The 21,470-nt window shown below is 63.3% G+C and carries 17 protein-coding genes; 14 read left to right on the top strand and 3 right to left on the bottom strand.

Annotated elements, in window-relative coordinates:
• Positions 1 to 28: 28 nt before the first annotated feature.
• The gene (locus FS787_RS03055) at positions 29 to 565 is read right to left on the bottom strand and encodes a DUF1697 domain-containing protein (RefSeq protein WP_144670841.1); all 537 of its coding nucleotides are present in this window, start codon (positions 563 to 565) and stop codon (positions 29 to 31) included.
• A gap of 17 nt (positions 566 to 582) precedes the next feature.
• Positions 583 to 1,302 (bottom strand): IclR family transcriptional regulator, encoded by a 720-nt coding sequence (locus FS787_RS03050; RefSeq protein ID WP_056426387.1) that lies wholly within the window; start codon positions 1,300 to 1,302, stop codon positions 583 to 585.
• A gap of 124 nt (positions 1,303 to 1,426) precedes the next feature.
• Between FS787_RS03050 and leuC the strand changes: the two genes are divergently transcribed.
• Genes leuC through FS787_RS03015 form a run of 7 tightly spaced genes read left to right on the top strand, consistent with a single transcriptional unit; the run spans position 1,427 to position 8,783 of the window.
• Entirely contained in the window at positions 1,427 to 2,881 is a 1,455-nt protein-coding gene (leuC, locus tag FS787_RS03045; RefSeq protein WP_144670840.1) for a 3-isopropylmalate dehydratase large subunit, read from the top strand.
• Between the two features lie 58 nt (positions 2,882 to 2,939).
• Entirely contained in the window at positions 2,940 to 3,542 is a 603-nt protein-coding gene (leuD, locus tag FS787_RS03040; RefSeq protein WP_144670839.1) for a 3-isopropylmalate dehydratase small subunit, read from the top strand.
• A 52-nt stretch (positions 3,543 to 3,594) separates the two neighbouring features.
• On the top strand, positions 3,595 to 4,395 hold the full coding sequence (locus tag FS787_RS03035) for a DUF6270 domain-containing protein (RefSeq protein ID WP_144670838.1): 801 nt from the start codon (positions 3,595 to 3,597) through the stop codon (positions 4,393 to 4,395).
• 51 nt (positions 4,396 to 4,446) lie between these two features.
• Positions 4,447 to 5,772, top strand: a complete 1,326-nt coding sequence (gene murA, locus FS787_RS03030) for a UDP-N-acetylglucosamine 1-carboxyvinyltransferase (protein ID WP_144670837.1) — start codon at positions 4,447 to 4,449, stop codon at positions 5,770 to 5,772.
• 10 nt (positions 5,773 to 5,782) lie between these two features.
• Positions 5,783 to 6,592 carry a 1-acyl-sn-glycerol-3-phosphate acyltransferase gene (locus FS787_RS03025; protein WP_144670836.1) on the top strand — a complete coding sequence of 270 codons (810 nt, stop codon included), beginning with the start codon at positions 5,783 to 5,785 and terminating at the stop codon, positions 6,590 to 6,592.
• Positions 6,589 to 7,641 (top strand): NAD(P)H-dependent glycerol-3-phosphate dehydrogenase, encoded by a 1,053-nt coding sequence (locus tag FS787_RS03020; protein ID WP_144670835.1) that lies wholly within the window; start codon positions 6,589 to 6,591, stop codon positions 7,639 to 7,641. Before FS787_RS03025 ends, FS787_RS03020 begins: the two co-directional genes overlap by 4 nt.
• A complete protein-coding gene (locus tag FS787_RS03015; RefSeq protein WP_186329128.1) occupies positions 7,638 to 8,783 on the top strand; it encodes a D-alanine--D-alanine ligase family protein in 1,146 nt (381 codons plus the stop codon). The genes FS787_RS03020 and FS787_RS03015 overlap by 4 nt, the downstream gene beginning before the upstream one ends.
• 3 nt (positions 8,784 to 8,786) lie before the next feature.
• Here FS787_RS03015 and FS787_RS03010 read toward each other — a convergent pair whose 3' ends face one another.
• On the bottom strand, positions 8,787 to 9,290 hold the full coding sequence (locus tag FS787_RS03010) for a DUF3515 family protein (protein ID WP_144670834.1): 504 nt from the start codon (positions 9,288 to 9,290) through the stop codon (positions 8,787 to 8,789).
• 791 nt (positions 9,291 to 10,081) lie between these two features.
• On the opposite strand from FS787_RS03010, the gene FS787_RS18075 reads away from it, so the two are divergent.
• From FS787_RS18075 to FS787_RS02980, 7 genes are all read left to right on the top strand, one after another.
• Positions 10,082 to 10,213: a hypothetical protein gene (locus FS787_RS18075; RefSeq protein WP_260982369.1), complete on the top strand. Its 132-nt coding sequence runs from the start codon at positions 10,082 to 10,084 to the stop codon at positions 10,211 to 10,213.
• A gap of 83 nt (positions 10,214 to 10,296) precedes the next feature.
• Complete coding sequence (locus FS787_RS03005; protein WP_144670833.1) at positions 10,297 to 12,039, top strand: glycosyltransferase family 4 protein; 1,743 nt, start codon at positions 10,297 to 10,299, stop codon at positions 12,037 to 12,039.
• 56 nt (positions 12,040 to 12,095) lie between these two features.
• Positions 12,096 to 12,944 carry an ABC transporter permease gene (locus FS787_RS03000; protein ID WP_260982368.1) on the top strand — a complete coding sequence of 283 codons (849 nt, stop codon included), beginning with the start codon at positions 12,096 to 12,098 and terminating at the stop codon, positions 12,942 to 12,944.
• On the top strand, positions 12,928 to 13,818 hold the full coding sequence (locus tag FS787_RS02995; protein ID WP_260982367.1) for an ABC transporter ATP-binding protein: 891 nt from the start codon (positions 12,928 to 12,930) through the stop codon (positions 13,816 to 13,818). The genes FS787_RS03000 and FS787_RS02995 overlap by 17 nt, the downstream gene beginning before the upstream one ends.
• Positions 13,819 to 14,060: 242 nt before the next feature.
• Complete coding sequence (locus tag FS787_RS02990) at positions 14,061 to 15,737, top strand: glycosyltransferase (RefSeq protein ID WP_260982366.1); 1,677 nt, start codon at positions 14,061 to 14,063, stop codon at positions 15,735 to 15,737.
• Between the two features lie 13 nt (positions 15,738 to 15,750).
• Positions 15,751 to 16,998 (top strand): UDP-N-acetyl-D-mannosamine dehydrogenase, encoded by a 1,248-nt coding sequence (wecC, locus tag FS787_RS02985; RefSeq protein WP_144670830.1) that lies wholly within the window; start codon positions 15,751 to 15,753, stop codon positions 16,996 to 16,998.
• 33 nt (positions 16,999 to 17,031) lie between these two features.
• Positions 17,032 to 21,465, top strand: coding sequence for a glycosyltransferase (locus FS787_RS02980; protein WP_144670829.1), 4,434 nt, complete (start codon positions 17,032 to 17,034; stop codon positions 21,463 to 21,465).
• The last annotated feature ends 5 nt before the right edge of the window (positions 21,466 to 21,470 follow it).

Genomic DNA, 21,470 nt, shown 5'->3' with positions numbered 1-21,470 from the left:
AGCTTTCCGCTACAAAAGGCTGCTGCGCCTATAACAGTGCCGCAATGTCCCGGACCTTGATCATGGTGCGCAGGTTGCGGGTGGTGGTGGACGCCTTGTACTTGGGTTTCGAGGATAGCTTGCTGAACGGGCTGTCCAGCGTGCCGCCGGCCGGCGCCAGCCAGGCCAGGGCTTCCGGGCCGAGCCGGGTCAGCTCAGTGCCGTCCAACGCGGAACCGGCCGCGTAGAGCTCCGCCAGTATTTCGGCGTCCGAGCCGAGGGTGAGGTAGGTGTGGGTGGAGGTGTCGTCCGCGGGGTAGGGGCAGGCCGCCACAAGTTCGGCCACCCGGGCCGCGCCCAGCACCACCACCCAGGCGTCATAGCCGAAGGTTTCCCGCAGGCAGGCTTCGAATTGCTCCTTGACGCCGGCGGGCGGCAGCTCGCTCGAAAGCACAACGTTTCCGCTGGCCAGGAGCGTCTTCACGCCGGTAAACGGACGGGACTTCAGGGCTTCCTTCAGGTCGGCCATCCTGATGGTGATGCCGCCGACATTGACCCCGCGCAGGAACACCGCATAGCTGCTCATGCGGACAGCCTATGCCGTCAGTCGTTGGTCTTGCGCAGCGCCTCGGTCAGTACACGGGCGGCGTTGCACACCACTTCGGCGTGCAGCCGGCCGGGCTGGCGGGTGAGGCGTTCGATCGGCCCGGAGATCGACACCGCGGCGATCACCCGGCCGGACGGGCCGCGTACGGGGGCCGAAACGGAGGCGACCCCCGGCTCCCGTTCGCCGAGGCTCTGGCCCCAGCCCCGGCGTCGTACCCCGGCCAGGACCGTGGGGGTAAAGCGGGCGGCCTGCAGGCCCTCCAGGAGACGGTCGTGGTCCTCCCACGCGAGCAGCACCTGGGCGGCGGAGCCGGCCTTCATGGACAATTGGGTGCCGACGGGAATGGTGTCGCGCAGGCCGATGGGCCGCTCCGCGGAGGCGACGCACACGCGCCAGTCGCCCTGCCGGCGGAAGATCTGGGCGCTTTCCCCGGTGGCATCGCGGAGCTGCATCAGGACGGGACCGGCGGAGGCGATCAGGCGGTCCTCACCGGCGGCGGAGGCGAGCTCCACGAGACGGCTGCCCAGGACAAAGCGGCCCTGGATGTCGCGGCTGACCAGCCGGTGATGGACCAGCGCCAGTGCCAGCCGGTGCACGGTGGGCCTCGCCAGCCCCGTGGCTGCAACAAGCTGCGCCAGGGTGGTGGGGCCGGCCTCAAGTGCGTCAAGCACATGGGCCGCTTTATCGATGACACCGACTCCACTAGAATTGTCCATGTAATGATATTGCCGTCTCATTATCTGAGATGCAAGCCAACACGCTGGCGTATTACGCGGGAGTGCTGATTCAGTGGAGACAGCAAGCTGGCAAGCACGTAGACCGCAGTGAAGGGAGCAGGCCGTGGCTAAGACACTGGCCGAGAAAGTCTGGGACGCGCACGTGGTGCGCAAGGGCGACGGCGAAGGAGCCAACGCCCAGCCCGACCTTCTTTTTATCGACCTCCACCTGGTGCACGAGGTGACGTCGCCGCAGGCTTTTGAGGGCCTCCGCCTGGCAGGGCGCCCGCTGCGCCGGACTGACCTCACCATTGCCACCGAGGACCACAACACTCCCACGCTGGACATCGACAAGCCAATCGCCGATCTCACCAGCCGCACGCAGATCCAGACCCTGCGCAACAACTGCCAGGAATTCGGCGTCCGCCTGCACTCCCTGGGCGACGCCGAGCAGGGTATTGTCCACGTCGTCGGCCCGCAGCTGGGCCTCACCCAGCCCGGCATGACCGTGGTGTGCGGCGACTCGCACACCTCCACCCACGGAGCGTTCGGCGCCCTCGCGATGGGCATCGGCACGTCCGAGGTGGAGCACGTCATGGCCACCCAGACGCTGTCCCTGAAGCCGTTCAAGACCATGGCCATAAACGTCGAGGGCACCCTGAAGCCCGGCGTTTCCGCCAAGGACATCATCCTGGCCGTCATCGCCAAGATCGGCACCGGCGGGGGACAGGGCTTCGTGCTCGAGTACCGCGGCTCCGCGATCCGGGCGCTGTCCATGGAAGCCCGGATGACCATCTGCAACATGTCCATCGAAGCCGGCGCCCGTGCCGGGCTCGTCGCCCCGGACCAGACCACGTACGACTACATGTTCGGCCGCCCGCACGCCCCGCAGGGCGCTGAGTGGGACGCCGCCGTCGAGTATTGGGACACCCTGCGCTCCGAGGACGACGCAACGTTCGACGTCGAGGTGGACCTCGACGCCGACACCCTGGAACCGTTCGTGACGTGGGGGACCAACCCCGGCCAGGGTGTGTCCCTGTCCGCCAAGGTGCCGTCCCCCGAGGACTTCGGTGACGAGAACGCCAAGGCCGCGGCGGAACGCGCGCTGCAGTACATGGGACTGGAGGCCGGCACCCCCATGAAGGAGATCCGGGTGGACACGGTCTTCCTGGGGTCCTGCACCAACTCCCGGATGGAGGACCTCCGCGCCGCGGCGGACATCATCCGCGGCCGCACCAAGGACCCCAACGTCCGGATGCTCGTGGTGCCGGGCTCCGCCCGGGTCCGCCTCGAGGCCGAGGCCGAGGGCCTGGACAAGGTCTTCAAGGACTTCGGTGCCGAGTGGCGCTTCGCCGGCTGCTCCATGTGCCTGGGCATGAACCCGGACCAGCTGGAACCGGGGGAACGCTGCGCCTCCACATCGAACCGCAACTTCGAGGGCCGCCAGGGCAAGGGTGGACGCACCCATCTGGTCTCCCCGGTGGTGGCGGCGGCGACGGCGGTGCGCGGCACCCTCAGTTCCCCCTCGGACCTGGACCCTGCGCCGGAATCCGCCGCGCTCAGCACCGACGCCGCGTAGCGTCCCACAGTCCCTGATCCGCACAGCACCTGATCCACCCAGCACCGAAGGATCCGCCATGGAAAAGTTCACCACCCACACCGGCGTCGGCGTCCCGCTGCGCCAGAGCAACGTCGACACGGACCAGATCATCCCTGCCGTCTACCTCAAGCGCATCACCCGCACCGGCTTCGAGGACGCCTTGTTCGCGGGCTGGCGCAAGGACCCGGCGTTCATCCTCAACCAGGAACCGTTCAACACCGGCTCCGTGCTGGTGGCCGGCCCGGACTTCGGCACCGGTTCCTCCCGCGAGCACGCCGTCTGGGCACTGAAGGACTACGGCTTCAAGACCGTGCTGTCCTCCCGCTTCGCGGACATCTTCCGCGGCAACTCCGGCAAGCAGGGCCTGCTCGCCGCCGAAGTGGCCCAGGATGACATTGAACTCATCTGGAAGGAACTGGAGAACGCCCCCGGCACCGCGGTCACCGTGGACCTCGTCTCCAAGACCGTACGGTGCGGCAACATCGTGGCGCCGTTCGAGATCGACGACTACACCCGCTGGCGCCTCCTCGAGGGCCTGGACGACATCGGCCTGACCCTTCAGCACGAGGAAGACATCACCGCGTTCGAGGCGACCCGGCCCAGCTTCAAGCCGAAAACGCTGCCGGCCAAGCTGTCCTAAGGCTTCAGGCGTCCTGAGCCGGGAGCCACGGCGCCTCTGTTAAGGTTCTTTAATGCCCAAAAACGTGATGATCTATGGAAGTGCTGTGTCCCCGGACGTAATCGGCGACATGGATTCCGATTTCAGACTGCTCCGCCATGTTGCCGGTCAATCGATGATCAGTGCGCTGTCCCGCCCTGCCGTCCTCCTCGAGGTTCCTGCCGAGGAGGTACCAAACGTTGCCTTGGAAGACGACATCAAGTCCACCTTGCTCAAGCGTGTCCGTCGGTACGCCAGCGATCTTGACGTCTTGGTCATAAACCTGGCAGATGAGCGCCACGGAGTGGTCCGCCTCCCGGACGGAACCTTCGTGACGCTCACTCCGGAGCTGCGCAATTCAGGTTTGTTGGACACGATCAGGGGTACGCAGACCATAATTTCCCCGGTAACTGAGAGGCACTGGACGCTCTGGGAAGCGGCGGCCACCCGGCTCTTCAAGGCGTTGACAGAGCTTGGCATGCGCGACCGGACCATAGTCATAGACACGCCTTGGGCGGAAGTAGTCAACAGCGAAACGGGCGACTCCCAAGATCCGGGTACCACGACACTCGAGCTGAACGCCTACTTCGCTGAATGCTGCGCCCATATCCGTTCTCTCGGCTTCTCCGTTGAAACCCTTCCGGAGGAGCTGTGCGTGGCGGCACCGCGAAACGACGCAGGTGCGGCACCAATCCCGTTCGGGGCCGCAGCCAACTCCTGGATCGCGCAACGAATCGCTGATGTGAGGACAATGACCTCCCTCACAGGCGAGAGGTCCGAGGAGAGAGTGGATCGTGCCGTATTTCAGATCGGTAACGCTAGCTCCTATGCTTAGCAAGTGCCTTTGTAAGGATTTGGGGGCGAGTAGTCGTGAGGAAACCGGTATATGAGTAGTGTTCTGACAATCCGCGGAGGCGTCCCGCTGACTGGCCGCGTCACCGTGCGTGGGGCCAAGAATCTTGTCCCCAAGGCCATGGTGGCTGCCCTGCTGGGGAACGAGCCGTCCGTGCTGCGCAACGTTCCTGAAATCAAGGACGTCGAGGTTGTCACCAGCCTGCTCCAGCTCCACGGGGTCACCGTCGAGAAGGACCCCGTCACGGGGGACCTTACTCTCGATCCGACCAACGCGAAGACGGCCTCCCACACGGCCATCGACGCGCACGCCGGTGACTCCCGTATCCCGATCCTGCTGTGCGGTCCCTTGATCCACGCGATCGGGGAGGCTTTCATCCCCGATCTGGGCGGCTGCAAGATCGGCGACCGTCCCATCGACTACCACCTGAACGTGCTGCGGCAGTTCGGCGCTGTGGTGGAGAAGCGTCCCGGCGGCATCCACATCTCCGCGCCCGGCGGCCTCAAGGGCGCCAAGATTTCGCTGCCGTACCCGTCCGTGGGCGCCACCGAACAGGTTTTGCTGAGCGCCACGCGGGCCGAGGGCATCACCGAGCTTTCCGGCGCGGCCACCGAGCCGGAGATTGTTGACCTCATCGCGGTGCTGCAGAAGATGGGCGCCATCATCAGCGTCCAGACGGACCGCACCATCCGCATCGAGGGTGTCCCGGACCTGGGCGGCTACAACCACCGCGCCCTCTCGGACCGCAACGAGTCTGCGTCCTGGGCCTCCGCGGCGCTGGTCACCCGCGGCGACATCTTCGTCGAGGGCGCCACCCAGCGCGACATGATGACGTTCCTCAACACCTACCGCAAGGTGGGCGGCGGAATGGACATCGGGGATGACGGCATCCGCTTCTACCACAAGGGCGGCAAGCTCAACCCGCTGGTCTTGGAGACGGACGTGCACCCCGGGTTCATGACCGACTGGCAGCAGCCGCTGATCGTCGCCCTGACGCAGGCCGAGGGCGTGTCGATTGTCCACGAAACCGTGTACGAAAACCGGTTCGGCTTCACCGACGCCCTCATCCGGATGGGCGCCAACATCCAGGTGCACCGCGAATGCCTGGGCAGCGTCCCGTGCCGTTTCGGACAGCGCAACTTCCTGCATTCAGCCGTGATTTCCGGTCCCGCCCAGCTGACCGGCACGGACATCGACGTGCCGGACCTGCGCGGCGGGTTCAGCCACCTGATCGCGGCACTGGCTGCCAGCGGCACGTCACGGGTCACCGGAATCGACATCATCAACCGCGGCTACGAGCGCTTTACGGAGAAGCTTGCCGGTCTGGGCGCCGATTTCGACATCACCCCGGCCGAGTAGCGGGGACCAGGTGAAGGAATCGGCCAAGAGCCACACCACGTTTGTGGTCGTTGCCGGGATCGTCCGGCCCATCATGAACCTTTTGATGCGCAAGGAATGGATCGGCGTGGAGAAGCTGCCTGCCGGCGGCTTCATCGCAGCTCCCAACCATTGCACCGAAATTGATCCCCTGGTGGTGGCGCACATGCTCTACAACCAGAAGCGGATGCCGCGCTTCCTGGCCAAGGCGGGACTCTTCAAGGTGCCTGTGCTGGGCTTCGTGCTCCGCGCCACCAAGCAGGTCCCGGTGGAACGGTCGTCGTCGGGCGCGAACCGTTCGCTGCAGATCGCCAAGGAAGTGGTGGATGAAGGCGGCGCCATCATCATCTACCCCGAGGGCACACTGACCCGGGACCCTGAGCTGTGGCCGATGAAGGGCCATACCGGTGCCGCGCGCATGGCGCTTGAAGGCGGGATCCCCGTGGTGCCGATGGCGCATTGGGGTGCCCACGAGGTCCTTCCGCGCTATGCCAAACGGATGTACATCTTCCCGCGGAAGACTTCGCGCCTAGTGGTGGGCGACCCGGTGGACCTGAGCGCGTTCGCCGGACGTCCGCTGGACAAAGCCACGCTCACCGAAGCCACTAGTGTGATCATGGAGGCCATCACCGAGCTGCTGGCGACCCTCCGCGGCGGTCAGCCTCCGCTGGTCCGCTGGGATCCCACGGCCCACAACCAGTCCACGCACGGCCGCTTCATCGAACAGGGCGGAAAAGCCGGGGGAACCGACGACGGAACGTCCGACGCGGGGACGGCACCCGGCGCGGACGGCGCCAAATGACCGCGGACTTCGGCGGGGAGGGCGCCGCCACCACGGTGGCCGTCCTCGGGGCAGGGTCCTGGGGGACCACCTTTGCGAAGATCCTGGCTGATGCCGCCACGGCCTCCGGCGTCGACCGCGAGATCCGGCTCTGGGGACGGCGCGGCGAAGTTGTTGACCAGGTCAACCTGAAGCACCGCAACGAGCAGTACCTCAAGGACATCGCCCTTCCCCCGAGCATCACCGCATCCACCGACGTCGCGGACGTGCTCGCAGGTGCGCAGCTGGTGGTCCTGGCAGTTCCGGCCCAGACCCTGAGGCCGCAACTGCGCGAATGGAAAAGCCTCGTGGAGCCCGGAGCCCTGGTGGTGTCCCTGATGAAGGGACTCGAGCTGCACTCCGACGCCCGGATGAGCGAAGTCATCTCCGAGGAGCTCGGTGTTCCCGCCAGCCGGATCGCCGTGGTCTCCGGACCCAACCTGGCCATGGAAATCGCCCGGGAGGAGCCCACTGCGTCCGTGGTGGCCTGCTCCGACCCGATTGCTGCCGGCTGGATCGCGCGCAGTTGCACCGCACCCTATTTCCGCCCGTACACCACGGGCGACGTCGTAGGCGTCGAGATCGGCGGGATCGTCAAAAACATCATCGCGCTGGCCGTCGGCATCTGCGAGGGCAAACGGATGGGCGACAACACCAAGGCGTCGGTCATCACGCGCGGACTCGCGGAAACCTCGAGGCTCTCGCTCGCCCTGGGCGGCGAGGTGCAGACGATGGCCGGCCTGGCCGGCCTGGGCGACCTCGTGGCGACGTGTTCCTCGCCGCTGTCCCGGAACCACACGGCCGGACGGCTGCTGGGCAAGGGCCTCACCCTGGACGAGGTGACGGCCGAAATGACGCAGACCGCCGAGGGCATCAAGTCAGCGCAGGCTGTCCATGAACTGGCCGGCAAGCTCGGCGTCGAGATGCCCATCACCGCGGCGGTGGTCGCCGTGCTGGCCGGAAAGCTGTCCGTCGACGAACTGGGACCGCTGCTGCTGTCCCGGGACCTGAAACCCGAAGGCGATTACTGAGCGTGACTGAACAAAACGTGAACCCAGAAGGCCAGGCCTCCCGGCCCCGCGTGGCTGTGCTGTTCGGCGGCCGTTCCAGCGAACACGCCGTCAGCTGCGTGACGGCGGCCGGGGTCCTCGGCGCCATCGACCAGACCAAGTATGAGGTCATCCCGATCGGGATCGCCAAGACCGGCCAGTGGGTGCTGGCGTCCGGCGACACTCACGACTGGTCCCTCTCGGCCTCGTCCCTGCCCGAGGTTGCGGCCTCAGCCCGGACGGTGGCGCTCACCGAAATCGGCGGCGAACACCAGCTGATCGTGGCAGCCCCGAACGAGGTTCCGCAGGAACTCGGCGCCGTGGATGTTGTGTTCCCGCTGCTGCACGGCCCGTTCGGCGAGGACGGCACCATCCAGGGCTTCCTGGAACTCTCCGACACCCGCTACGTGGGGGCCGGCGTGCTGGCGTCCGCTGTCGGCATGGACAAGCACTTCATGAAGGTGGTGTTTGAATCCGCCGGACTCCGGGTGGGGCCGTACATCGCCGTCACGGACCGGCAGTGGCGCAACGATCCCGAGACCGTCCGCAAGCGCGTGGACCAGCTCGGCTTCCCGGTCTTCGTCAAGCCCGCGCGGGCGGGCTCGTCCATGGGCATCTCCAAGGTGGACTCCCTCGAAGGCCTCGACGCCGCGATCGAGGCCGCCCGCGAACATGACCCCAAGCTTGTGATCGAGGCCGGCATCGTGGGCCGCGAAATTGAATGCGCCGTGCTGGAGGGCCGGGGGACCGACGCTCCCCGCACGTCCATGCCCGGCGAAATTTCGGTGGCCGGCGGCGGGCACGAGTTCTACGACTTCAACGCCAAATACGTGGACGACGCCGCGGCCCTCAGCTGCCCGGCCGACCTCCCGGATGAGGCCATCGCCCGGGTCCGTGAGCTGGCCGCCGTCGCGTTCGACGCCGTCGGCGCCGAGGGCCTGAGCCGGGTGGACTTCTTCTATACACCCGACGGCGAACTCATCATCAACGAGATCAACACCATGCCCGGGTTCACGCCGAAGAGCATGTACCCGCAGATGTGGAAGGCCTCCGGCCTGGGCTACGCGGAGCTGATCGACGAACTGATCCACCTGGCGCTGCACCGCAGGACCGGCCTGCGGTAGGGCCTACTGGCTGGGCGGCAGGTTCTGCAGGTCCGCCTGGCCCACGCAGTTCCGCTCCGCGGGCACCTTCGCGGCCGCGGCGGCGAGGTCTGCCAGGACGGTGGCGGAGCTGATTTTGTCCGGGTCCATGAGGATTTCCGTGGCGGGTTCGCGTCCAAAAGTGGTCAGGGTCCATACCGGGTTGCCTTCCTTGATGACCCAATCGACGCCGTTCACGCTGACGCAGCGGTCCGTTGTCGGCCCCGGAACGTTCACGCCGCAGCGCAGGATTACCAGGGATGGATCGCCCCAGGCAGCGGTAGCCTGGCTGTTGGTCTTGCGCAGCTTGGCCTCGCCGATGGTATCCGGAAGCGCCACCATCATGGGGGCACATGCTGCGTTCGCCGCGTCCTTGGCGGGAGTGACGTCCACCACCGGAGAGCAGGCGCTGAGCAGGATCGCTGCGACTGCCGCCGTGGCCAGAATGCGGAGCGGACGTGCGGAAGCCGGGAGACGGAAGAGCTGCATGGTTTAAGCCTATCCCCGCCAAACGTCAGTTACGGCCAGCCCGCCGTTGAGGCAGCAGTTGACTATTTGGCGCCGTACCGTCGAGTACACTTGGGTCGAACCGTGCAACTCTGGGGCGCTGCCGACAACGACGTTAGGTCTTGCCACAACCGCGCACATTGAATTCAATCTCGGACGTGGGGGAGGGCCTGTCGATGACGTCGCGCAGCCAAAAACTGAGATCTGCACGCGCGGGCGCGTGCGCGCTCCTGCTTGCCCTTTGCGTGGGTGCCGCGGCCCCGGCGGCATACGCTGACGATGCTGCCCTTACGGATCCGCTGACCATACTTTTACCCCCCGAGCCATCCCCTCCGGCTCCGGTGGAGCCCGCACCGGTGGAGCCCGCACCGGTTGAGCCGGCGCCGGTTGAGCCCGCACCCGTTGAGCCAGCCCCCGTCCAGCCTGTCCCGGTCCAGCCTGGCCCCGTCCAGCCTCCCGTTGTCCAGCCACCTGTGCTCACCCCGGCGCCGATGGCGACCCCGCCGGCGGCCTACACGCCTCCGCCTGCTTTCGTGGCACCCGGTGCGCCCCTCCTCGCTCCACAGGCACCCGGTGCTGTGGTTGGGCCACTGCCCGGCGTCATGCCGGCCGATCGGCCGGCGGCAGAGCCTCCCTCCAAGGAGGCCAGTGCAACCGCGAGGCCGACACCCTCACCATCGCTGACTCCGAAACCCGCGCGAACAACGGAACCTGCTGTAGCGGCCGCCCCGGCCGAGCCACCGGTGATCGTCACGGCCGAAATTCAGGCGGCCGTGGCTACTGCCACCGGCAGCCCACTGTCGGTTCAGATCGTCACCGTTCTTATTTTGCTGGGACTCGGCTTTGCCTATTTCCGGTTTCTCGGCGGAAAGAGCCGCGGCCTGGCTGCCAGAGCAGGTAAGTAATTGACCGTGGTACAAGAATCAGCCGTTGGCGCGGCTCTGGTCGGCCGACCGGCGCTGGGCCGACTGCGGTCTGCAGTATTCCGATGATGCAGCTTTTGACCAATGCGCGGCTCGCCGCGCATACCGTGCTGCAGCACCTGACGGACGATCCCATGGTGCTGTCCCTCCAGCTGTCCCGGCGGCTGCCCGCGTCAGTGGTCCACCCGGCGGCACGGCTGGTGTGCGCAATCTCCCCGAAGAACTCCCTGTCCGTTCCCGTCTTGCTCGCCTCGCTCACACTGGGTGACGAGGGCGACGTCACGAGGCGCCTCCGGCTCGGCGCTGACCGTACGGTCGCGGGCGTGCACGCAAGAAGACTCGCCGACATCGCAACCGCCGCGAATCTGCCGGCGCTTTCGGATGCGCTGCTGGCGGGTGCACAAAACTCCCGGGGTTACCAGGCTGCACAAGCGCGACGGCTCTGGCATGACGGCGCCATGACCGCCGCCGTGGCTGCCCTCGAAGGCTCCGGTGCATCCGGACGCCGCCTGCAGGCCCGTTTGGCAGGCGAATTGGCGGTATTCCAAGGGGCTGCGCCAGCGCTGGGCCGGCGAGACTACACGCCGGTTCGCAACAGGGTCCTTCATCTGCTGACCAACTCCCTGCCCCACACGGCCAGCGGCTATGCCCAGCGGTCCCACTCGATCATGGCGGCACAGCAACAAGAGGGCTGGGACGTCCTCGCGGTCACACGGCTCGGCTATCCCGTGCAGGTGGGCAAACTGCGCGCCCACTCCAACGACGTGGTGGACGGGGTGCGCTACCGGCGGCTGCTCCCCGCTCGCCTGGCCGCGACGCTGGACGCGCGCCTTCAGCAACAGGCGGAGGAACTGCTGAGCGTGGCTTTGGAATTCAGGCCGAGCGTTCTTCATACCACCACGCACTTCGTCAACGGCATGGTGGTCCGGGCCGTGGCAGAGGCACTGGACATCCCTTGGGTGTACGAAGTTCGTGGTCAGTTGGCGGACACCTGGGCCTCCACCCGTGGTCCGGTGGCCCGCGACAGCGAAAAGTACCGTCTGTTCCAGCAACGCGAGGTCGAGGTTATGCGAGACGCGCATCTGGTCGTCACGCTGGGGGAGGCCATGAAAGCCAACATCGCCGCCTCGGGTGTCCCGGAAGAAAAGATCATTATCGCTCCCAACGCCGTTGGCGGGGACTTCCTTGAGGAACCGCTGGACGCGGCCAAGGCGAGACAGGGGCTGGGTCTTCCCGAACAGGGTACCTACATCGGCACTGTGAGCAGTCTCGTGCCGTATGAGGGCATCGATGACCTGATCGCCGTTTTTGGCCTTTTAGCCCCCTCCTATCCCGAACTTCGTCTGTTGATTGTCGGCGATGGCACGTCGCTGCCGTCCCTGAAAGAGCTGGCTCGGCGAAGCGCGTTTGAACACCGCATCATGTTTGCCGGCCGCGTTCCGCGAGATCATGCCCCCCTATATCACCAGGCTTTGGATGTCTTTGTGGTCCCGCGTAAGGATCTTGATGTCACCCGCTCAGTGACCCCACTCAAACCGGTGGAGGCCCTGGCTTCCTCCCGACCGGTCTTGGCGAGCCGGCTCCCGGCACTTGAAGAGATTGTGAGCGACGACACCAACGGGCTTCTGGCCTTGGCGGGGGATCGACTCGACTTCGCGACTAAACTGGAACGGCTGCTCGGCTCCGAGGAGCTTCGGTTCCGCTTGGGGCAGGCTGGAAGGCGAGAGGTGCTGGACACTCGCACCTGGCGGGCAAATGCCCACTCCCTGACCCTCGCTTATCACCAACTGATGGAGGCTCCGCGTTGAGTTCGAAAACGTCGTCGGCGGCACCTCAGGTACGTCAGGTACCGCAGCCAACAGCGGTGACCACGTCCGTCAGCTTGCGTGGTCTGCGCCGGGTGGGAGCGCGCCCGGCGTTCTTGGATTATCTCGTTTCCCTTTGGGACTACCGGCACTTCATTTTTTACGATGCTCAGGCACGTGTTCAGACAGGTAACGAGCAGGACCGCCTAGGCCGGGTCTGGTTGGTGCTGGGTCCGCTCTTGAACGGACTGATGTTCTATCTGATCATGGGCGTCATCTTGAAGTCCGGCAATGGCATCGAGAACTTTGTCGCCTTCCTGATCATTGGCGTCTTCCTCTTCCAGATGTCCACCCGCGCCATCACCGCGTCATCCCGTGTGATCAACGCGAATAAGAACGTTATCCAAGCGTTCCAGTTTCCGCGCGCCTCCCTTGTTCTGGCAGTGAATCTGCGTGAGCTTCTGTCGAACATTCCGGTGTTGATCACGATGCTCATCTTGATCATTGTTCTGCCGCCCTCGGAAGAAATCACGTGGCGATGGCTGCTGATCATCCCGGTAGTGGCGCTTCAATTCGTCTTCAATCTCGGCGTCGGTCTGATCCTCGCCCGGGTAGTCTCCGTGTTCAACGATGCCAGCCAGCTCATTTCCTACTCGATGCGGCTCTGGATGTACGCCTCCTGCATGTTCTTCTCAATCGAGAGTTTCAACGACATGCCGACTCTAAAGACGATCATGGAATACAACCCCCTGTACAACGTCTTGGATCTTGCGAGGGAGACGTTGCTCTATGGGAGTGCCGGAGAATGGCGGTCCTGGGTGATTCTTGCACTCTGGTCCATTGCAGCCCTTGCCGTCGGAACCGTTGTCTTCTGGCGGGGGGAGGAGACGTATGGGCGAGAGCTCTGAGCTGAATTTTGTCGAAGGCACGCCATCCGTCGTCATCGACAAAGTCAGCATGACCTATAAAACAACCTCCCGCTCCCGGGATACGCCGGCGTCTGCGGGATCTACCTGGCAGATGCTCAAACAGAACCTGGGCAGAACGACGGCTGTCAGCGTCACCGCACTGAAAGAGTTGTCCCTTGTCGTAGAGCACGGGGAATCGGTCGGCATTATCGGAAGAAACGGTTCCGGCAAGAGCACGTTGTTGAAAATTGTCGGTGGGCAGATCCCGCCGACTGCGGGTGCGGTTTACGCGACCTCCACGCCAGTGATGCTTGGCGTCAACGCAGCCTTGATTCCGGGACTGTCCGGCGACCAGAACATAATTCTGGGTTGCTTGGCCATGGGCATGACCAGACAGCAAATCGATGACAAGTATACGGCGATAGTTGAACTCTCCGGCTTGGAGGAGGCAATCCATATGCCGATGAAATCCTACTCCGCAGGTATGGGATCCCGGCTTCGCTTTGCGATTGCAGCGGCCATCGATCCGGAGATCCTTATTATTGATGAAGCGCTGAACACGGGCGATGCCCAGTTTAAGGACAGAACGCGCAAGCGCATGCTGGAACTGTTGGGCCAGGCGGGCACGGTCTTCCTGGTCAGCCACAGTATGTCGACGGTGCTCGATTTGTGCAACAGGGCGGTCTGGATCGATCAAGGTGAACTCCTCGCTGACGGAGCTCCGGCAGACGTGGTCAAGTACTACCGGTTGTTCACCCAACGACTGGCCGACGGGGATCGGGTGGGCGCCCTCAAACTCCGCCGAAGGATGATCAATGACCTCCAAGTTGCAGATGTCAGTGACCGAAATTCACTGCGCCGGTCCAAAGTATGAGAGCGGGCATCCAGACACTGCGTAAGCTGGTGTGGCATTTCAGGGCAGGTGGTCCTCGTCAGGTCCAGACGTGGTTGGCACGGGAGGCCTATGAGGCCGGTCACCGCAGGCTGGAGACGGTGCGGGGAGCTGAAGGGGTCTGGGTCGGAAGAGGCAGGAAACGACGGCTGAAATTTCGTCCCTCGGGCATCGACTCCGCCCGGCGTCAGGCCCAGCATGTGGGCCGGGCCCGTGTTGGAGTGGTGCTTGATGATTTTTCGTCCCTTGCCTTCGCTCTTGAGTGGGATTGCGTACAGCTCTCGCCGAAGTCTTGGCGCGAGCAATTGATTGAGCACGACGTGGACATGGTGTTCGTCGAGTCGGCCTGGAAGGGACCTCAGGGCCTGTGGGCCGGCAAGATTGCCCGCCAGGATCACTCGGGACCGTCACCGCTGCGTGGGTTGACCGAGTGGTGCCGTGAACACTCCATTCCAACGGCATTCTGGAACAAGGAGGACCCTCCGCACTACGACGACTTCCTTGCTACAGCAAGGTTGTTCGACTTTGTATTTACGAGTGACGCCAACAGGGTTGAAGCCTACGTGCGCGATCTCGGGCACGACCGCGTCGATGTATTGCCCTTCGCCGCCCAGCCGGTCATCCATAACCCGGTCCGCCCGAAAGACGGCTGGCATCAACGCGATGTGGCTTTCGCCGGGATGTACTTTGCCGACAAATACCCCGAGCGCCGCGAGCAGCTCGACGTTCTGCTCAAGGCAGCCGAGGCAGCCTCGCCATCGATGGAAACGGGGCTGGAAATTTTCTCCCGGCAACTGGGCGGCGACGCCCGGTATCAGTTCCCGGCTCCGTTCGACGCCAGGGTTGTGGGCTCGCTTGATTATTCCGAGATGCTCACGGCCTACAAAGCGTACAAAACCTTCCTCAACGTGAATTCGGTGGTCGATTCGCCCACCATGTGCTCACGCCGAGTATTTGAGATCATCGCCAGCGGGTCCAACGTTGTGACCACGCCCAGTGCCGCCATAACCCATCACTTTGGTGCGGATGAAATCTTTGCCGTGGCGACCGAGACGGAAGCAGAACAACTCCTGCGTGCATTGCACCGGAACCCGGAGTTGGGCGAACGCCAGCTCCATCGGGGACAGCGCAGGATCTGGCAGGAACACACTTACCGGGTGCGGAGCAGTCAAATCCTCTCTGCCGTTGTTCCGAAGCTGCCCCGCCAGGACCGGCGCCCGACCGTATCGGTTTTGGTGTCGACAATTCGGCCCTGGCAGCTCGAACACGTCTTCCAGACTGTCGGAAGCCAGCGCGACGTAGACGTAGAGTTGATCCTGCTTACCCACGGCTTCATAGCTGACGGCGACACTATCCGTCACTTGAAGGAACAATATGGCGTTTCAGCTATGAGGTTGCTATCTGCGGAGGCTCACGTTCCCCTGGGGGAGTGCCTGAATATGTGTGTGGCGGCAGCCGCCGGGCAGGTCCTGACAAAGATGGACGACGACGACTTTTACGCCGCGGATTACCTCAGTGACCAGCTGTACGCATTGGAGTACTCCGGCGCCGACGTCGTGGGCAAACAGGCGCACTACATGCACCTCGCGGACCGGAACGCGACACTGCTTCGCTTCCCCGAATGGGAGCACCGGTATACTCGGACGGTCATGGGCCCCACCATCATGGGATCCGCGGACGTTTTCCGCAGCAGCCCTTTTGCCGCCGTTGGTAGCGGAGAAGATACACGCTTTCTTCTTGACGTGGTTGCTGGTGGAGGCGCGGTCTATGCGTCCGACAGGTTCAACTACTGTCAACAACGTGCCTCTGAAGGCCACACCTGGAAGATCAGCGACGCAGAGTTGCTGGCCAGCGGTGAATTGAAATTTTTCGGAAATTACAGAGATCAAGTTTCTGTCTGACTGGGGGTTCTCCTTGAATACTATTGAAACTGTCGCTGTCATTGGATTGGGCTACATCGGCCTGCCGACAGCGGCGATCCTTGCCGGCAATGGGATCCACGTCATTGGAGTGGACGTAAACCCGGGCACGGTCGAGTCGGTCAACTGCGGCGAAGTTCCCTTCGTCGAGCCGGACTTGGCGTCCTACGTGGCAGGTGCCGTCAGCCAGCACAAGTTGAGTGCCTCGACTGAGACGCCATCTGCGCAGGCCTACATCGTGGCTGTTCCCACGCCGTTCAACGCCGATCACACAGCTGACGTGACCTACATCAAGGCTGCTGCACGGGGCATCGCACCCAAGCTCGTGGGCGGTGAACTCGTCATTCTTGAGTCGACGTCACCTCCTGGAACCACTCAGCTCCTGGGTGACTACCTCATTAGCCTCCGTCCGGACCTGAGCCTCGACGGAGCCGACGGCAAGCCGTCAATCCATGTGGCCCACTGCCCGGAGCGTGTGCTGCCTGGCCGGATCATGATTGAGCTTGTTACCAATGACCGCATCGTTGGAGGTCTCACCCCCGAGGCAGCTCAGCTCGCCAAGGCACTTTACGCAGTGTTCTGCCAGGGCGAGATCCTCGTCACCGATGCAGCGACGGCGGAAATGGCCAAGCTGGTGGAGAATTCCTACCGGGACGTCAATATTGCCTTCGCGAACGAGCTTTCGGTGATCAGCGACAAGCTGGGCATCAACGTCTGGGAACTCATCAAACTGGCGAATCACCACCCCCGCGTCAACATCCTGCAGCCGGGCCCAGGCGTGGGCGGTCACTGCATCGCTGTCGATCCCTGGTTCATTGTCGCTGCCGCCCCTGAGGAAGCGCAGCTGATCCGGCAGGCACGCGAGACCAACGACTCGAAGCCCGACTGGGTAGTGAAGAAAGTACAGGAAGCGGTGGGGGAGACCGTTTCGCCTAAGATCGCTGTCCTGGGACTGGCATTCAAGGCCAACATCGATGACCTTCGCGAGTCACCCGCCGTAGCCATCGTCGAAAAGCTCAGCGCCAAACTGGACGGCGCAGAACTTCTGGTTGTGGAACCCCATGTAGACCGCCTGCCGAGGCAGCTTGCAGGTCTCAGCAACGTTGTCCTGCAGGATCTGGAACCCGCGGTGGCTACGGCCGACGCCGTGCTGCTCCTAGTGGACCACGACGACTTTAGGGAAATGGACCAGCAGCTCATGGCAGGCAAGCCGGTGCTGGATACACGCGGAATCTGGCAGTAATTCGCAAAACCATCCCGGACACGGAGTAAAGCCTTGAAGCATGCAGATGAAGTCGCCCAGTTGGCAACAGTCAAGTTGGCCAAACGCAAAAGATATCTGCAGGATATCGACGCTGTCATCCGGGATTATGAGCGGTTGCTGGCCCATGAAGCCAAAAGCCGGCGCCGGGTTGAGGTTCTGGAAAAGGATCTCCGCGCCATGCGAAGAGCGAGGGATAACGCCAAAGCCGAATTGAAATCGGCGAACGATGACCGCAACAAGCTCAAGTCAGCGCTGAAAGCCCTTCGCTCCTCAAAGAGTCTCCGTGTCGGGCAGGTAGTTCTTGCCCCCGCACGGAGCCTCGCCCGCGCCTTCGGCGACACCGGGACGCAGTCCCGAAGCAACCCGGAATCGCCCGCAACGTCTTACGCACGGCCCGGCCGCTCTTTGCCGAAGCAGCCCGGCGCGTCCGGGAACCGGCCTGCCGTGCCCACTCAGGTCAAGCCCGCGGCGCCCACCACTGTCACACGCGAAGACCTTCTGGCCGAATTTGAGGCGCAACCGTCCAAGGCGGCCGCCCTCAAGCTGATCTCCCACGATTATTTCGACAAGGGCGCGATCCTGGAGCCCGGTGAGTTCATTCTGCAGAACTCCGCACTCCTTGAAGAGCTAGCCGGTTCCGAACTCTCACTTGTACAAAATGTCCTTGGGCAGCGCGAGCTACTGACCCGGGAGCAGTTTCTCTCCCCCCGGCAGCCCAATGCCGGGTACTTGCCGGAGCGCAACCGGATCATGTACTGCGCGCACAGTACCGGACATTTCAACAGCAACGGCTATTCAACGCGAACCGGCGGCGTCGTCGCTGGGCTTCAGGCCAACGGCGAAGACGTCGTCGTTGTGGCACGCCCCGGCTACCCGTGGGATTCGAAAGTCGATGTTGAGGTTGCCGTCAACGAACGCTTTGAGCGTGAGATAGGCGGTGTCACTCATATTTTCAACCCAGGGCCCAGCTGGACGGCCGACCGCCTCGACTACTACCTGGCGGAGGCCGTAGATGTCTACGTTCGCGAGGCCCAGCGCAATCGCGTGTCGTTGATCCAGTCAGCCTCGAACCACGTGACCGCGCTGCCCGCCCTCATGGCGGCTCGTCGGCTCGGCATCCCGTTCGTCTACGAGGTGCGGGGGCTCTGGGAGATCACGCAACTTTCAAACAATCCCGCTTGGGCCGAGTCAGACCGCTTCAAGCTTGCCGTCAGCCTCGAAACTCTGGTGGCGACCGAGGCCGACCTCGTCTTGGCAATAACCAGCCAGGTCCAAGACGAACTGGTTCGGCGCGGGGTTGACTCATCATCGATCAAACTGATGCCGAACTCGGTGGACACCGATACGTTCGCGCCCATGCCCGCCCTTGAATCCCTGCGTCGAAAACTTGGGCTGGCAGACACCACAACCGTGGTTGGCTACGCCGGAAGCCTGGTTGCTTATGAAGGCTTGGAAGATCTTTTGGAAGCGGCCAGAATCGTCCTGGATGAAGGTCTCGACGTTACGCTGGTCATCGTCGGGGACGGCGTCCAGTTGCCTGAGCTGAAGCGTAGGGCCCTGGAACTCGGAATCGCTGACAACGTCAAGTTCACCGGTAGGGTTTCGGCCGGAAAAATTCCGACCTATGTAAGCCTCTTTGACATTATGCCGTGCCCCCGGAGGCGTTTGCCTGTCACGGAGATGGTTTCGCCGCTCAAACCGCTGGAGGCCATGGCAAGCGCCAAGGCTTTGATCCTCAGTGATCTTGCCCCCTTGCGTGATCTTGCAGGACCCGACCAGGCCCGGGCTTTGCTCGCCGAGGCCGGAAACCCGAATTCCCTCGCCGAGGCCATTGCCGTTTTGGCTCAAGACCCCGAGCGGCGTGCTGCAATGGGGAGGCGGGCCCGCTTGTGGACGATAGACGAACGGACCTGGCGGGCAACCGGCGCCAAAGCCGTAGAAGCTCACGGCCAGACCCGGACCAGAGCCGAGTCTGCACCCCGAAAACTGTCGGAGATGACCGTCGGCATAATTGCAGACGAATTTACTCTTGAGGGCCTGCGCGGCGAAGCCACACTGGTTGCGCTCCGGCCTGAGTCCTGGCGCCAGCAGATCGAATCACAGCCCTTGGACGCACTGCTGGTGGAGTCCGCCTGGGAAGGAATTGACGGCGGGTGGAAGCAGAAGGTGGGCTACTACGACGATGAACGTTTCGCCACGTTGAAGGCGATTCTGGAATACTGCAACACCGCTGGCGTCCCGACGATCTTCTGGAACAAGGAAGATCCGGTGCATTTCAACAGGTTCATCCGAACAGCCGGACATTTTGATCACGTGTTTACGACAGATTCGGACTGCATCCGCCGCTACAAAGCGGCCGCTGGTCCCCGGCAGCGAACTGTGGCTTCGTTGCCCTTCTATGCACAACCCAGGTTGCACAACATCATTCCGTCCGACCGCCCGTATGATCACTCGGTCGCCTACGCCGGCTCCTACTACGGCGACCGCTATAAGGCGCGGTCTGAGGAATTGGCCACGATTCTTGACGTCGCGAAGAACCACGACCTGGCCATCTACGACAGACAGCATCTTAATCCGGAAAGCCCTTACCGCTTCCCGGACGACTTGGGTCGATATGTGCGGGGTGGGCTGAGCTACGCGGAAATGGTTGATGCCTACAAGTCCCATCCTGTCCACATCAATGTGAACTCTGTGGACGGTTCGCCCACAATGTTCTCCCGGCGCGTCATGGAAGTCGCCGCATCAGGTTCGGCTGTCCTGAGCGGTAGAGGCATCGGCGTTGAACACATCATGAATGGCCTGGTGCCGGTGGTCGAGGGGGCAGAAGAAATTGATCTGCTGGTCACCGAATGGATGAACAACGAGCCCTCTCGCATTAGGGACGCGTGGCTGGCCTACAGACATGTGCACAGGGGTCACACTGCGGGACACCGCCTGGCCTATGTGCTTCGTACTGCGGGGCTAACCGTGGAAGCTCCTGAGATGCCTGGCTATGCCGTCTTCGTTGACAGGCTGACTCCCGAAACCGCCTCGGTAATCGGAATGCAGACCGTGCAACCGGTTCGGATTTACTCCACAGACAGCGGAACGTCCACGGAACTTCCCGTGGAGCTCGTGGATGGTTTCACCGATGCCGTGAGGCTGGCGAGAGAGGCGGGACTCGCGTTTATGGGGTTCCCCGGCACAGGGCATCACGATCGAACCGTCTTTGAGGACATGCTCACTGCGACGAGTTTCGGAACCTGGAGTTCCATCGCCATATCGAGTGACGATCTGGACATTCCAGGCCTTGGGCTAGCCCGTCGTGGCTCAGCAGATTCGGGAAGTCCGCGGCTCACAGGACTCGATGACCGTCAGGACGACGGCACGCTCTGCCTCCGGAGAGACATCATCCTAAAGGACCAGCCATCGGAGGCCCGGCCTCTCAGCAAGCCAAAGAACATCCTGATTGCGGGGCACGACCTAAAATTCGCCACCGGACTCATCTCCAACCTCGAGGCTCTGGGCCACAGCGTCACGATCGACAAGTGGTTGGATCACAACAAACACGACGAGGAGCAGAGCCAGCGCCTGCTTGCGCACGCTGATGTGATCTTCTGTGAATGGACCCTGGGCAATGCCGTGTGGTACTCAAAAAACAAATCCTCACACCAGCGTCTGGTGACGCGACTCCACCTCCAGGAGATCTTTCGACCTTTCGTCAAGGATGTTTCGTATGCGGCCGTGGACGACGTTGTGTTCGTCGGGAGGCACATCCTCGAGGTGGCCGTGCGCGATCACAATGTCCCCCGTGGCATAAGTCGCGTAATTCCAAATGCGGTGGACACGGTGGAACTTCGGCAGGACAAAATCGCCGACGCCAGATTCAACCTTGGGTTTGTCGGGATTGTTCCTGCTCGCAAACGGCTGGACAAGGCATTGGACGTATTGAGGATTCTCCGGATGCGGGACGACCGCTACCGGCTCTTCATCAAGGGCAAACGCCCTGAAGATTTCCCCTGGATGGCCAACCGCCCCGAAGAAATGTCCTTCTACGTTGAGCAATACCGTCGAATCGAAACCGATCCGCTCCTCATGGGCGCAGTGACGTTTGATGCGCAGGGCGACGACATGGCTGCCTGGTACCGGAAGATCGGGGTGGTACTGTCGCTGAGCGACTTTGAATCTTTCCACCTGACCCTGCCGGACGGCGCCGCCTCTGGCGCCCTGCCTGCCAGCCTTGCGTGGCCGGGGGCAGACCAGATCTACCCGACATCCTGGCTGCATGCCGACGTGCCCGAGCTTGCCGAATTCATCGGATCCTTGGACGACACGTCATGGGCGGCTGCTGCGGGCATGGCACAAGACTATGTAACGTCCAGGTTCGAATCCCATGAGGTGCTGACAGCCCTCAGCAGTGTCATCCTGGGTGACAGCCCGGCCGGCCCCGCAGGTCCGAAGGGGTAGTCCCT

It is taken from the genome of Arthrobacter sp. U41 (assembly GCF_007679325.1).
Lineage (GTDB): Bacteria > Actinomycetota > Actinomycetes > Actinomycetales > Micrococcaceae > Arthrobacter.
Note: the sequence above shows the minus strand (reverse complement) of the source record. Positions and strands in the feature narration are given on the sequence as shown.